This is a genomic window from Sphingobium sp. ZW T5_29, assembly GCF_044987515.1.
GTDB lineage: Bacteria > Pseudomonadota > Alphaproteobacteria > Sphingomonadales > Sphingomonadaceae > Sphingobium.
The window spans coordinates 158,145-169,840 of record NZ_JBJDRM010000010.1; the positions used below are offsets into that span (position 1 = coordinate 158,145).

Below are 11,696 nucleotides of genomic sequence, written 5' to 3' on the forward strand. Positions count from 1 at the left end.
CGCAACAAAGGCTTTGGTGACATAGCGCGCAAAAAACCCTATGTGCGCGCCGATCATGGCAACCAAAATTCCCGAAGCGCCGAAGGTCGGCATGGTGTCGCTGGGCTGTCCCAAGGCACTGGTCGACAGCGAACGCATCCTGACAAAGCTGCGGTCCGACGGCTATCAGATGTCCGCCGACTATGCCGGCGCTGACGTCGTGCTGGTGAACACCTGCGGCTTCCTCGATTCGGCGAAGGAGGAGTCGCTGGAGGCGATTGGCGAGGCGATCGCCGAAAATGGCCGTGTCATCGTCACCGGCTGCATGGGCAATGAGGCGGAGATGATCCGCCAGAAATTCCCGCAGGTGCTGGCCGTGACCGGCGCGCATCAATATGAGGCGGTGGTGAACGCGGTGCACGAAGCATCGCCACCCGTGCCCAACGCCTTTGTCGATCTGGTGCCAGAAGGCGGCCTGAAACTGACGCCCCGCCATTACAGCTATCTGAAGATTTCAGAAGGCTGCAACCATCGCTGTTCCTTCTGCATCATCCCTTCGATCCGGGGCGACCTGGTGTCGCGGCGTGTGGATGCAGTGCTGCGTGAAGCGGAAAAGCTGGTCCATGCCGGGACGAAGGAGCTGCTGGTCATCAGCCAGGACACGTCGGCCTATGGCGTCGACAACCGGCATGAAACACGGTCGTGGAAGGGGCGGGATGTTCGCGCTCACATGACCGACCTGGCGCGCGAACTTGGGCAGCTGCGCACCGCGGATGGCATTTCGCCATGGGTGCGGTTGCACTATGTCTACCCCTATCCGCATGTGGACCATGTCATTCCGCTGATGGCGCAAGGGCTGCTGACCCCTTATCTCGACATCCCCTTCCAGCACGCCTCCCCCAATGTGCTGAAAGCGATGAAGCGGCCCGCCAACGAAGCCAAGGTGCTGGATCGCATCCGCAACTGGCGGTCGATCTGCCCGGATATCGCCATCCGATCGTCTTTCGTGGTCGGCTTTCCCGGCGAGACGGAGCAGGATTTCCAATATTTGCTGGACTGGCTGGACGAAGCGCAACTCGACCGTGTGGGCGCATTCCGGTTCGAACCGGTCGAAGGCGCCGCCGCCAACGACTTGCCGGGCGCTGTGCCCGAAGAGGTCAAGGAAGAACGCTACCAGCGCATCATGGAAAAGACCGCCGCGATCAGCGCCGCCAAGCTGAGCGCAAAGGTCGGTCGCGTACTTCCGGTGATACTGGATGAAGTGGGCGAAGCGGATGAAGATGGCGCCATCGGCGCTACCGGGCGCAGTCAGGCTGACGCACCGGAAATCGACGGCAATGTCTTCCTGCGCGACGTGGGCGAAGGACGGAAGACCGGCGACATATTCAACGCACTGATCGAGGACGCCGACGAGCACGACCTGTATGGCGTGCCCGCCGACGCCTGATCCGCTATCGGGTGACGAAGGCGTCCTGATATTCGGTCTTGATCGTTTTCCGCATGGCCGCATCCACGGGCAGGAACACTTCGTAGCTGCCCTCCGAATAGGGACCGGCGCTGTAGGGGCCGATCACCACGGTCACGCCCTCGATCAGCTTGCCGTCCTTTGACGTGAGGGTCAGCACCTCCTTCATCGGATCGATGCAGCCGGAGAAGGGATCATCGCCGCGCGGTGCGACCGGCCCGCCGCGCTTCACGGCTCGCGCCTTGTCCAGCCCGGTGCAGAAACGATCATGGATCGCGTCTGCAAAGGCTTCGGGTGAGGTCATGAGCGCCTGAAAACTGGTTTCTCGGCGTCGGGCCTTGTCCCACAGCAACGCCTTGTAGCCGGTCATCCCGTGCGCGCCGCCGGTATAGCTGTAGGTCGACGATTGTAGCGCCAGGAACCGGGGCGTGTCCGCGCTTACGGTCCAGCGGGTTTCCAGGCTGTGCGTGTGAAAGGGAAAGCCTGATTCACGGGCGGACTTCCTGTCCTGCTCCGCCATTTTCAGCGCGTCCGCCTTGCCCTCGGTCATATCCTTGCGCAACTTGGCCGTCAGGTCAGGTACGGCTGACACCTGCGCGGGCCATGCATAGAGAAATTCCAGCACCTCGGTCTTGTTCGATTCTTCGAACGGCTCGGCGGGAGCAGCGCGCTCCTCTTCCGCTCCGGCCATGCGATTGAGGAAATTGGTGGCGGCGACGTCGGCGGCGTCATCCTGATTGGAGACTTCGACAGTGTCAGCGGACGAGCAGGCGCAAAGCAGCAGGACCGCTCCCAAGAACGGCCCTGTTCGCCACATCGATACCGACATCAATGCGCTTTAGCCGCCAGACAACGTTCGCTGATAGCCTTGCGCGTATAGCTGCTTTGAAGGGCCAAGCCCGCATTGGGCCAACCTTCCGCCACCAAAGCCCGTTCGACTGCATGAGCACCGTCATAGCGCCCGCTTTCAGCCAGCACATAAGCGCGGGCACGAAGCGCCTGAAGGCGGCCATCTTCGCTATGCATCATCGCTTCTCTCCTTTTTTGCCGTTGAATTCAGTCTAAACCCGCCAGCCCATTTAGCAAAGGGCGGCCAGCCGGAATGAGCCTGACCAGGGACGAAAATTGCGCTTTCCAACATTGCTGCCATTGTTCAGAGTCATGGACATGACCGAATTTGCCGAACTGCTCAAAGCGGACAACAATCAACCCGCGCATATGATCCAGATCGTGGACGCGACTGGCTTTGAACCATGGCTCGCGACGCAACCCGATCGCGTGCGGACGATTGTCGCGGCCCAGAAATTTAGCGGCAAAGGCTATGAACATGCGATCATTCCGGGCGAAGGACCGGGGGATTGGTCGGTGGTCGCGGGCGTAGCGAACCAGGCGAACCTTTCCGCCTGGTGCCTTGCCAAGCTGGCGGAGATATTGCCTGAAGGCCATTATCGCCTCGCGCAAGGCCATGCTGGCCCTGCCGCGCTGGGCTGGATGACGGCGCAATATCGTTTTGACCGCTATCGCAAGGATGAGGCCGCGATTGGCCCCCGCGTCCTGTTGACCGAAGAAGTGGCGAAAATCGACGGGCAGGTCAGGCTCGCGCAGGCGGTCGCACTGGTCCGCGATCTGGTGAATACGCCTGCCGCTGACATGGGCCCTTCTCAACTGGAGGATGCCGTACGCGCCGTTGCGGAAGAATTTGACGCCAGCATGACCGTGACGCGGGGCGATGTGCTGGAACAGGGCTTTCCGATGATCCACGCCGTCGGGCGCGCCGCTGGCAAGGATTTTGCGCCGCGCCTGATCGAATTGCGCTGGGGCGATCCTGCCCACCCGCGTCTGGCGGTGATCGGCAAGGGCATATGTTTCGACAGCGGCGGGCTGGACATCAAGCCTTCGTCCGCGATGCGGCTGATGAAGAAGGACATGGGCGGGGCTGCTCATGCTCTGGCCCTTGCGCGCCTGATCATGGGCGCACGACTGCCGGTGCGGCTGCACCTGTTGATACCCGCCGCCGAAAATGCGGTGGGCGCGAACGCGTTTCGCCCCGGCGACATATTGCGCAGCCGCAAGGGGCTGACGGTGGAAATCGGCAATACCGATGCCGAAGGACGGCTGGTCCTGGGCGATGCGCTGACGCTGGCGGGCGAAGATCATCCTGAACTGATCATCGATTATGCGACATTGACGGGTGCGGCCCGTGTTGCGGTGGGGCCGGACCTGCCCGCCCTGTTCACCAATGACGACGGGCTGGCCACGGACATGGAGGATGCAGGCAAGGAGGCCGACGATCCCAGCTGGCGACTGCCCCTGTGGGACAGCTATGCCGACATGTTGAAATCGGACATTGCCGACATCAACAACGCTGGCGAAGGGGGCTTTGCCGGCGCGATCACCGCCGCACTGTTCCTAAAGCGCTTTGTGCCCGAAGACACGAAATGGATGCATCTGGACACTTTCGCATGGCGTCCAACCCCGCGCCCCGGACGCCCGAAGGGCGGAGAGGCGCTTGGCCTGCGGTCGGTTTTCCATCTTTTGCAACGACGTTACGGTGCAGCAGCGCAGAAATGATCGGTTCGGACTGGTCCGTTACGCAACCGCATTGGCCATTGTGCGTTAGGGGGGCATGAACGCCACATCCTCCCCCGAGATGGCCGCTGAGCTGACCCGTCCCGGCCTGAAGCAGCTCGGCCAATGGATGCGGACGCTGGTGGATTATGTCCGGTCGGGAAAGCCGGACCTGACCAACCGCCAGATGGCGCTGATGATGACCGTTTATATCAGCGCAGGTCCCCATACGGTGCGCGGTCTGGCGGAAGCATTGAATGTTTCCAAGCCGGTAATCACGCGCGCGCTAAACAAGCTGTCGGCGCTGGGCTATCTTCGACGGGAGCGGGATGCGGCTGACCGGCGGAATATTTTCATCACTCGCACGCCCAAAGGCGCGGAATTTCTTGACGCCTTTCACCATTTCATCGCAGGAACCGGCCGCGATGAAAGCAATGAATACCCCTCCGCGGAACGCACCGCCTGAACGCACCCGTTTCAAACTGGAAGGCCGTTCCGTTAAGCTCGACAGCCGCATTCATGCGGCTCGCGGAGATTTGGCGGACGTGTCTCTGGCAGGCGTCCTTTTTTCCGCTCATTATGCCCGCGCCGTCGAACTGACCTGCGTAGTGCCTGGCGCTCCCATCCTGTCCGCGCCGTCGGGGACCGCAACTGCGGTGAGTGAACTGCTGCGCGGCGAGAGTTTTCACGCGCTGGACGTGACGACGGACTGGACATGGGGCTTTTGTGGCCACGACGGTTATGTCGGCTATGTGCGCCGCGACGCACTGGATACCCGCGAACAGACGAGCCACCGCATTTTCGCCGGAACCGCCCCGCTGTTCAGCGCACCCGACATAAAGGCGTCGATCGTCGATTACTGGCCGGGCGGCGCATTGTTCGGCGCAGAGGCGCAGGGCGATTTCCTGATGTGCAGTGACGGCTATGTCCATCATCGGCACGCGGTGGCCGCCGACGCGCTGGAAAGCGATTGGGTCGCGGTGGCGCTCCGTTATCTCGGCCAACCCTATGTATGGGGCGGACGGGGCCATAGGGGGGTCGATTGTTCGGGCCTGGTGCAGGTCGCGCTGGGCCAGTGCGGCATCAAGGCACCGCGCGACACGGACCTGCAACGCGACGGGATCGGGTCGCCGCTGCCGGGCGATGCTGCGCTACAGCGTGGCGACTTCATCTTCTTCCCTGGCCATGTCGGCATCATGGTCGATGGCGACAATCTGCTGCATGCCAACGCCCATTGGATGGCGGCGGTAGTCGAGCCGCTGGCGGACGTGGTTGCGCGCTTGGCGGAAAGCCATGATCAGCCCATCATCGCGCGGCGGAGGATCAGCGCATGACCCACAATATCTTTATCGACGGCGGCGTCGGCACCACCGGCCTGGAAATCGTGGAGCGGCTGTCAGGTCGCCCTGAATTGTCGGTGATGACGCTGGACGAGGATCGGCGGAAGGATGCGGGCGCGCGGAAAGAGGCGCTCAACGCCGCCGACATCGTGATATTGTGCCTGCCCGACGACGCTGCGCGCGAAGCCGTGGCGCTGATCGACAACGACCGCACGCGAGTGATCGACGCGTCCACCGCTCATCGCGTAGCTGACGGCTGGACCTATGGCTTTCCCGAACTGGAGCCGGGGCATCGCGAAAAGCTGGCGCAGTCGCGGTTCGTGGCCAATCCCGGCTGCTGGCCCACCGGCTTTCTGGCGCTGGTGCGTCCCCTTGTGCTTGGCGGGCTGCTGCCTGCCGACTGGCCGGTGACGGTATCGGGCGCATCGGGATATTCGGGCGGCGGCAAAGCTATGATCGCCGAGTTTGAAGGCCCGAACGGAGCGCCCAGCGCTTTTCGTCCCTATGGCCTTGGCCTGGCGCACAAGCATGGCCCGGAAATGCAGCTTTATTCCGGCTTGCAGCATCCGCCCTTGTTCGCACCGGCAGTCGCAAACGCCTATCGCGGCATGATCGTGGAAGTACCGCTACAGTTGCACGCCATGCCGGGCGCGCCTACGGTGGCTGACATCCATGCAGCGATGACGAAAGCCTATGAAGGGTCGGCAGTCGTGCAGGTCGCGCCGTTGGCAGACGCCAATGCCATGACCCAAATAAGCCTGGAGCAGGTGGGCGCCACCGACAGGCTGGCCCTGTTCATATTCGGCAATGAACAGACCGGTCAGGTGCGGCTGGTCGCGGCGCTGGACAATCTGGGCAAGGGCGCGGCTGGCGCGGCTGTCCAGAACCTCAACATTCTGGCGGGGTTGCCGGAAACAGCGGGCCTGCGCCTCTGACGCTCTGGCCCGTCAGTGGACAGTGCCTGCGGGCGCGTCCTGCGTCAGCAGCACGATCAACCGTTCGATCTGGCGCCAGCGGCAGAAATGGATGTGGTTGCCCAGGTCCCGGCTTCGGTCGGCACGTGCAGACGCTTCATAGCCCGCATTGACGCCAAAGGTCGCAATGAGTTCGGCGGCATCCTCGTAGCTCTTTCGATCCGAAAGATATGGCACCTGCATTTGAACCCCCCGCACTGCGTCCCGCCGTCAGGCCAAGCCTTTCAATCCCCGTGCCACTTTGCCATTCTGATGGCCGCCAGCCGGTCACGAAGGTGAACAGGCGGTTATCCAAGTCCCGAACCGATACAACCATCCCGCAACGGGACGCGATGCGTTTCAAAGTGACGCGGCATAAGGCGCTGGCGTCACCGCTTTTCGCGTGGCAAGGCTGACGCAACATGACCAAAGGCAAAAAGAACCCAACAGGCGCAGGCGCCTTCATCGCATTGCTGATCCTGGGCGGCACGATCGTGGGCGGACTGATCGGCCAACCTAGCGCCGGGCTGATTGCAGGTGCGGTGCTGGGCGCGCTGGTCGCATTGCTGCTCTGGCTTTGGGAACGTGGAAAATAGGACAGCTTTCGGCCCTCCCTCTTCTTGCCCGGCAGTGGCTGGCAGCATAGACAGGGACCATGAAAAAGCATCTGATCGCCATCAGCCTTATCGTGCTGGCCCTCATCGCGGGCGTCGTCTTCTACTTCGCACGGGGTGATACGGCCAAGCTGGCTGCCGGAGCGGACACCGGGCGGGAGCCGGTCCTCACCTCCCCCCGCACTGAAATTTTTCCCACGATCAACGTCGCCGAAGTGGTGCCATGGCGAGCGGGCGAAAAACCCGTCCCGGCCAAGGGCCTGACGGTTGCACGTTTCGCCGAAGGACTGGCCCATCCGCGATCGATGCTGACGCTGCCCAACGGGGACATATTAGTCGCCGAAACCAACAGCCCGCCCCGGCCGGTCGGCGGGATCGTGGACCGCGTCATGGGCTATCTGATGGACAAGGCGGGTGCGGGCGTGCCGTCGGCCAATCGCATCAGCCTGCTGCGCGACGCCGATGGAGATGGCCGGGCCGAAGTGAAGACCGCATTCCTCACCGGCCTCAACTCGCCCTACGGCATGGCGCTGGTCGGTGACACGCTCTACGTCGCGAACACCGATGCGTTGCTGGCCTTTCCCTACAAGACAGGTGAGACCCGGATAGCAGCGAAGGGCCGCAAAATCCTGAACCTGCCCGCGCAGGCGCCCAATCAACATTGGACCAAAAGCCTGGCCGCAGGCCCGACCGGCCTTCTGTATGTTGGCATCGGATCGAACAGCAATATCGGCGAAAATGGCCTGGGCAGCGAAGTAAATCGCGCCGCCGTGCTGGAGGTCGACCCCAAGACCGGCGACTATCGCATCTTTGCTTCGGGCCTGCGCAATCCTGTGGGCCTCGCCTTCGAACCTAATAGCGGCGCGCTCTGGGGCGTCGTCAACGAACGGGACATGCTGGGCAGCGATCTGGTGCCGGATTATCTCACCCGGATCGAATTCGGTGCCTTCTATGGCTGGCCATGGAATTATTGGGGCGGCTATGAAGATCGCCGGGTACAGCCGCAGCGGCCGGAAGTTCGTGAATATACCAAGCGGCCCGACTATGCGCTGGGCAATCATGTCGCGCCGCTGGGCTTGGCTTTCGCCGACAAGGTGAAGCTGGGCGCGCCTTTCCAGAACGGCGCGTTCGTCGGCTTGCATGGCAGCTGGAATCGTAAACCGGCGGCTGGTTACAAAGTCGTCTTCGTGCCCTTCGCCGCCGATGGTGAAGCCAGCCGCGCCAAGCCGATCGACATATTGACCGGCTTTCTGAATGGGGACGGCGATGCGCGCGGACGGCCAGTGGATGTCACCGCGGACGCCAAGGGCGCGCTGCTGGTGACCGACGATGTGGCCGGGATCGTATGGCGCGTCACGGGCGCGAAATAGAGTTTCGCCCCGTTTTCGACCGACGTGATCAGACCGCCATGCCGTTCCGCCCGGCAAGCTCGACAACATATTGCCAGGCCACGCGGCCTGACCGGCTGCCCCGCTGAGTCGCCCATTGGATCGCCTCCAGCGGATCGAAGCTAAGGCCAAGGCTTGCCGCGTAGCCCGAAACGATGTCGACATAGGCTTGCTGGTCCATGGCGTGAAAACCAAGGCTCAGCCCGAACCGATCCGACAGCGCCATCTTGTCATCCACCACATCGCGCGGATTGACGGGGTCGTCCTGTTCGGAAAGATGCCGGGGGACGATGTGACGGCGGTTGGACGTCACATACAGGCGGACATTGGCCGGGCGAGCGGCGGTGCCGCCCTGAAGCAGCGACCGCAACGACCTGGCGTCGCCCACGCCATTCTCATCGAAGCCAAGGTCATCCAGAAACAGGATGAAGGGCCGCCGGGCTTCCCGAAGGATGGAAAACAGGCGCGGCAGGCTGGCCAGTTCGTCGATCGCGCATTGCAGCAACGCGATGTCCTGCCCTTCCTGTTGCAGCTTGCGCACTACAGCCGCGACGACGGCGGATTTGCCCGTGCCCCTCGCCCCCCAAAGCAGGACGTCATGGGCGGCATGCCCGGCGGCATGACGGCGCGTATTGTCCAGCAACGTCTGCTTTTGCGTATCGATGCCGGTCAACAATGCATAATCGACCGGGCTGAACGCATCGACCGCGTCGATGGTCGATCCATTCCAGACATAGGCGGGACCTGTGGCAAGGTCTGCGCTGGACAATGGCGGCGGCGCGATCCGCTCCAAAGCGTCGGCGATGCGGGTCAATAGGGCGTCATTCATGCGACCGGCTTACCCCTGCCCCACCAACCGGGCAAGCGCAGGAAATCTGTCATTCCCATGTAGCAATGGCCTTTTACTCAATGACGGGGGCCTATATATCGCGGGGGTCGTGACCATCTCAAACCCAATCTTTTCCACCAAAATATGCCGCTACGACGCCGAAGCGCTACGTGAAGCGGCGCTGCTTATCCGTGCGGGCGAGCCCGTCGCCGTTCCCACCGAAACGGTTTACGGACTGGCAGCCGACGCCACCGATTCCAATGCGGTGGCCGCCATATATGCCGCGAAGGGAAGGCCCAGTTTCAATCCTTTGATCGTTCATGTTGCCGACCGGGAAATGGCGCAAGGGCTTGCGCTGTTTTCGCCCAGCGCGAACGGGCTGGCTGACCGATTCTGGCCCGGCGCTCTGACGATGGTGTTACCGGTCCGCGAAGATAGCGGATTGTCCCCTCTGGTCATGGCGGGACTGCCCACGGTGGCGCTACGCCTGCCCGCCCATCCCGCGATGCGGGCGTTGATCCGTGAAAGCGGTCGCCCATTGGCCGCGCCATCCGCGAACCGCAGCGGATCGATCAGCCCAACGCGGGCGGACCATGTCCTTGCCAGCCTGAACGGCAAAATCCGGCTGATCCTGGATGAAGGCCCGACCAGTGAAGGCCTGGAATCGACCATCGCCGCACCGGAGCAGGATCGCATCCGCCTGCTGCGCCCCGGCCCGGTCACTGCAGCCATGTTGGAGGAAGCAACTGGCCTGCCGGTGATCAGCGGCACGGATGCCAAGATCGAGGCTCCAGGACAGTTGGAAAGCCATTATGCCCCCTCCAAACCCGTTCGCCTGAATGCCCTGAACGCGGAAAAGGACGAATATCTGATCGGTTTTGGCCTGATGCCCTGTCACATGAACCTGAGCGCGGAAGCTGACGTTGGGGAAGCAGCGGCCAACCTGTTCGCCGCGCTCCATCTGGCGGACGCCAGCGCCGCCGCGCGGATCGCGGTGGCTCCCATTCCCGGCGACGGCATTGGCGCTGCGATCAACGACAGGCTGCGTAGAGCGGCGGCCTAAAACCAGCCTGCCCTTGATTGCCGACGTCAGCGATCAGCAGTTATCATATCCGGCACGGCGACATTCGCGGCGGCGTTGTTTTTCAGCCTTTTTCTGTTCACGCGCGTCACGCGCTTCCTGCTCACGCATGCGGCGGCCATAGTTACGATCCGCCTCGTCCTGACTCGTGGTTGCCCAGTCAGCAGCTTGAGCGCCTGCGCGAACCGGCATGGTCGCGACGTCAAGGGCCGTCTTGGCGATACACCCCGGCAACAACAACATCGCCACCGGCGCACCTATAAGACAGATTTTATGCATTGCCTGACCCCTTACAGCCCCAGCCATGGCATGGGCAAGATGAACCAAAGCCTAAGCCGCGGAAAATCCTCCACAGGTCGCCGGTTGGGCAAGGGTTCAGCCGCTGATGCGATCCCCAAAGCCCTTGCGCAATTTTGCCAGTTTGGGGGGGATGACCGCCATGCAATAGGGATTGCGATCCCCTACCCGCTCCCAATATTTCTGATGATAATCTTCCGCCGGATACCAGGGCGCGTCCGGTTCGATCGTGGTGACGATCGGGCTGCCATAGTCGCCCTGCGCCCGCGCGATCCCTGCCTTCGCTTCAGCTTCCTGTTCGTCGGAGTGCGGGAAAATTGCGGAACGATATTGCGTCCCCACATCATTGCCCTGTCGGTTCAGGGTCGTCGGGTCATGGGTGGCGAAGAAAATGTCGAGCAGGTCGGCATAGCTGATCATGGCAGGATCATAAGTGATGCGTATCGCTTCGGCATGGCCCGTCGTCCCGGAACAAACCTGCTCATAGGTGGGATTGGCGTTGTTTCCGCCGATATAGCCGCTCTCGACCGACTGAACGCCTTTCAGATTCTGGTAAACCGCCTCCGTGCACCAGAAACAGCCGCCAGCCAGGGTCGCGATTTCCGCCGCCATCGAACATTCCTTATCCTGATTGGCGGCAGACATAGGAAGGATCAGGCTGCGCTTCCAGACTGGCGGGACAATCTTTCCGCCTTTTCCCGTTCTTCCGCCACCAGTTCCTTGCGGGACAATTTGCCCACCAGTGTCTTGGGCAGGGTCAGCCGCACTTCGACGTCGCAAACCCTTTCATGCTTGCCCAACTGCGGATTGAGCCATTGCTTGAGCGCGTCGCCGTCGATGCCAACGCCGTCTCGAAGCGTGACAAACGCCTTGGGACATTCGCCGCGATAGGCATCCGGTATGCCGATCACCAGCGCCTCTTTTACTGCTTCATGATGATAAAGGATCGCCTCCACTTCGCTGGGGAACACCTTGAACCCGCCGACCGAGATCATGTCCTTCAGGCGGTCGACGATCTTTACATATCCGTCCGCGTCGATGACGCCGACGTCGCCAGTACGCAGCCAGCCACCGTCCAGAAAAACATCCTTGTCCGCGTCGGGCCGCTGCCAATAGCCCTTCATGATCTGCGGTCCGGCGAAAACCAGTTCGCCCGGTTCGCCCGGCGGGGGCGGGCGGGAC

15 protein-coding genes are annotated in these 11,696 nt (G+C 62.3%); 8 read left to right on the forward strand and 7 right to left on the reverse strand.

Annotated elements, in window-relative coordinates; translation table 11 throughout:
• Window positions 1-40: 40 nt before the first annotated feature.
• Window positions 41-1,426 (forward strand): 30S ribosomal protein S12 methylthiotransferase RimO, encoded by a 1,386-nt coding sequence (gene rimO / locus ACI3KQ_RS10635; protein ID WP_404957382.1) that lies wholly within the window; start codon window positions 41-43, stop codon window positions 1,424-1,426.
• 4 nt (window positions 1,427-1,430) lie between these two features.
• Here rimO and ACI3KQ_RS10640 read toward each other — a convergent pair whose 3' ends face one another.
• Window positions 1,431-2,273, reverse strand: a complete 843-nt coding sequence (locus ACI3KQ_RS10640) for a DUF4163 domain-containing protein (protein ID WP_404957384.1) — start codon at window positions 2,271-2,273, stop codon at window positions 1,431-1,433.
• On the reverse strand, window positions 2,273-2,473 hold the full coding sequence (locus tag ACI3KQ_RS10645) for a hypothetical protein (RefSeq protein WP_404957386.1): 201 nt from the start codon (window positions 2,471-2,473) through the stop codon (window positions 2,273-2,275). Before ACI3KQ_RS10645 ends, ACI3KQ_RS10640 begins: the two co-directional genes overlap by 1 nt.
• Window positions 2,474-2,611: 138 nt before the next feature.
• Here ACI3KQ_RS10645 and ACI3KQ_RS10650 point away from each other — a divergent pair, with 138 nt between their 5' ends.
• The 4 genes from ACI3KQ_RS10650 to argC are packed head-to-tail and all read left to right on the forward strand — an operon-like array spanning window position 2,612 to window position 6,287.
• The gene (locus tag ACI3KQ_RS10650; RefSeq protein WP_404957387.1) at window positions 2,612-4,015 is read left to right on the forward strand and encodes a leucyl aminopeptidase family protein; all 1,404 of its coding nucleotides are present in this window, start codon (window positions 2,612-2,614) and stop codon (window positions 4,013-4,015) included.
• 55 nt (window positions 4,016-4,070) lie between these two features.
• Entirely contained in the window at window positions 4,071-4,478 is a 408-nt protein-coding gene (locus ACI3KQ_RS10655; RefSeq protein ID WP_404957389.1) for a MarR family transcriptional regulator, read from the forward strand.
• Entirely contained in the window at window positions 4,438-5,346 is a 909-nt protein-coding gene (locus tag ACI3KQ_RS10660; protein WP_404957390.1) for an NlpC/P60 family protein, read from the forward strand. Before ACI3KQ_RS10655 ends, ACI3KQ_RS10660 begins: the two co-directional genes overlap by 41 nt.
• Window positions 5,343-6,287: an N-acetyl-gamma-glutamyl-phosphate reductase gene (gene argC, locus ACI3KQ_RS10665; RefSeq protein WP_404957392.1), complete on the forward strand. Its 945-nt coding sequence runs from the start codon at window positions 5,343-5,345 to the stop codon at window positions 6,285-6,287. The genes ACI3KQ_RS10660 and argC overlap by 4 nt, the downstream gene beginning before the upstream one ends.
• A gap of 12 nt (window positions 6,288-6,299) precedes the next feature.
• Here the strand turns inward: argC and ACI3KQ_RS10670 are convergent, their stop codons facing one another.
• Window positions 6,300-6,509 carry a hypothetical protein gene (locus ACI3KQ_RS10670; RefSeq protein ID WP_208404885.1) on the reverse strand — a complete coding sequence of 70 codons (210 nt, stop codon included), beginning with the start codon at window positions 6,507-6,509 and terminating at the stop codon, window positions 6,300-6,302.
• A 218-nt stretch (window positions 6,510-6,727) separates the two neighbouring features.
• On the opposite strand from ACI3KQ_RS10670, the gene ACI3KQ_RS10675 reads away from it, so the two are divergent.
• On the forward strand, window positions 6,728-6,901 hold the full coding sequence (locus ACI3KQ_RS10675; RefSeq protein WP_404957394.1) for a hypothetical protein: 174 nt from the start codon (window positions 6,728-6,730) through the stop codon (window positions 6,899-6,901).
• Between the two features lie 59 nt (window positions 6,902-6,960).
• Window positions 6,961-8,289 (forward strand): PQQ-dependent sugar dehydrogenase, encoded by a 1,329-nt coding sequence (locus tag ACI3KQ_RS10680; RefSeq protein ID WP_404957396.1) that lies wholly within the window; start codon window positions 6,961-6,963, stop codon window positions 8,287-8,289.
• Window positions 8,290-8,317: 28 nt separating this feature from the next.
• Here ACI3KQ_RS10680 and ACI3KQ_RS10685 read toward each other — a convergent pair whose 3' ends face one another.
• The gene (locus ACI3KQ_RS10685; protein ID WP_404957397.1) at window positions 8,318-9,136 is read right to left on the reverse strand and encodes an ATP-binding protein; all 819 of its coding nucleotides are present in this window, start codon (window positions 9,134-9,136) and stop codon (window positions 8,318-8,320) included.
• Between the two features lie 109 nt (window positions 9,137-9,245).
• On the opposite strand from ACI3KQ_RS10685, the gene ACI3KQ_RS10690 reads away from it, so the two are divergent.
• Window positions 9,246-10,199 (forward strand): L-threonylcarbamoyladenylate synthase, encoded by a 954-nt coding sequence (locus tag ACI3KQ_RS10690; protein ID WP_404957399.1) that lies wholly within the window; start codon window positions 9,246-9,248, stop codon window positions 10,197-10,199.
• 33 nt (window positions 10,200-10,232) lie between these two features.
• Here ACI3KQ_RS10690 and ACI3KQ_RS10695 read toward each other — a convergent pair whose 3' ends face one another.
• The 3 genes from ACI3KQ_RS10695 to ACI3KQ_RS10705 all read right to left on the reverse strand — a co-directional run.
• Window positions 10,233-10,496, reverse strand: a complete 264-nt coding sequence (locus ACI3KQ_RS10695; protein ID WP_404957401.1) for a hypothetical protein — start codon at window positions 10,494-10,496, stop codon at window positions 10,233-10,235.
• Window positions 10,497-10,592: 96 nt separating this feature from the next.
• On the reverse strand, window positions 10,593-11,126 hold the full coding sequence (gene msrA / locus ACI3KQ_RS10700) for a peptide-methionine (S)-S-oxide reductase MsrA (protein WP_404957403.1): 534 nt from the start codon (window positions 11,124-11,126) through the stop codon (window positions 10,593-10,595).
• A 41-nt stretch (window positions 11,127-11,167) separates the two neighbouring features.
• On the reverse strand, window positions 11,168-11,696 hold a 529-nt coding region (locus tag ACI3KQ_RS10705), incomplete at its 5' end, for an AMP-binding enzyme (protein WP_404957404.1).

Bases quoted from the DNA above. Each gene is read 5' to 3' on its own strand.
- ACI3KQ_RS10645 (WP_404957386.1), bottom strand. From the start codon at position 2,473: ATGATGCATAGCGAAGATGGCCGCCTTCAGGCGCTTCGTGCCCGCGCT.
- ACI3KQ_RS10680 (WP_404957396.1), top strand. From the start codon at position 6,961: ATGAAAAAGCATCTGATCGCCATCAGCCTTATCGTGCTGGCCCTCATC.
- rimO (WP_404957382.1), top strand. From the start codon at position 41: ATGTGCGCGCCGATCATGGCAACCAAAATTCCCGAAGCGCCGAAGGTC.
- ACI3KQ_RS10670 (WP_208404885.1), bottom strand. From the start codon at position 6,509: ATGCAGGTGCCATATCTTTCGGATCGAAAGAGCTACGAGGATGCCGCC.
- ACI3KQ_RS10675 (WP_404957394.1), top strand. From the start codon at position 6,728: ATGACCAAAGGCAAAAAGAACCCAACAGGCGCAGGCGCCTTCATCGCA.
- ACI3KQ_RS10685 (WP_404957397.1), bottom strand. From the start codon at position 9,136: ATGAATGACGCCCTATTGACCCGCATCGCCGACGCTTTGGAGCGGATC.
- ACI3KQ_RS10660 (WP_404957390.1), top strand. From the start codon at position 4,438: ATGAAAGCAATGAATACCCCTCCGCGGAACGCACCGCCTGAACGCACC.
- ACI3KQ_RS10655 (WP_404957389.1), top strand. From the start codon at position 4,071: ATGAACGCCACATCCTCCCCCGAGATGGCCGCTGAGCTGACCCGTCCC.
- ACI3KQ_RS10640 (WP_404957384.1), bottom strand. From the start codon at position 2,273: ATGTCGGTATCGATGTGGCGAACAGGGCCGTTCTTGGGAGCGGTCCTG.
- argC (WP_404957392.1), top strand. From the start codon at position 5,343: ATGACCCACAATATCTTTATCGACGGCGGCGTCGGCACCACCGGCCTG.
- ACI3KQ_RS10650 (WP_404957387.1), top strand. From the start codon at position 2,612: ATGACCGAATTTGCCGAACTGCTCAAAGCGGACAACAATCAACCCGCG.
- msrA (WP_404957403.1), bottom strand. From the start codon at position 11,126: ATGGCGGCGGAAATCGCGACCCTGGCTGGCGGCTGTTTCTGGTGCACG.
- ACI3KQ_RS10695 (WP_404957401.1), bottom strand. From the start codon at position 10,496: ATGCATAAAATCTGTCTTATAGGTGCGCCGGTGGCGATGTTGTTGTTG.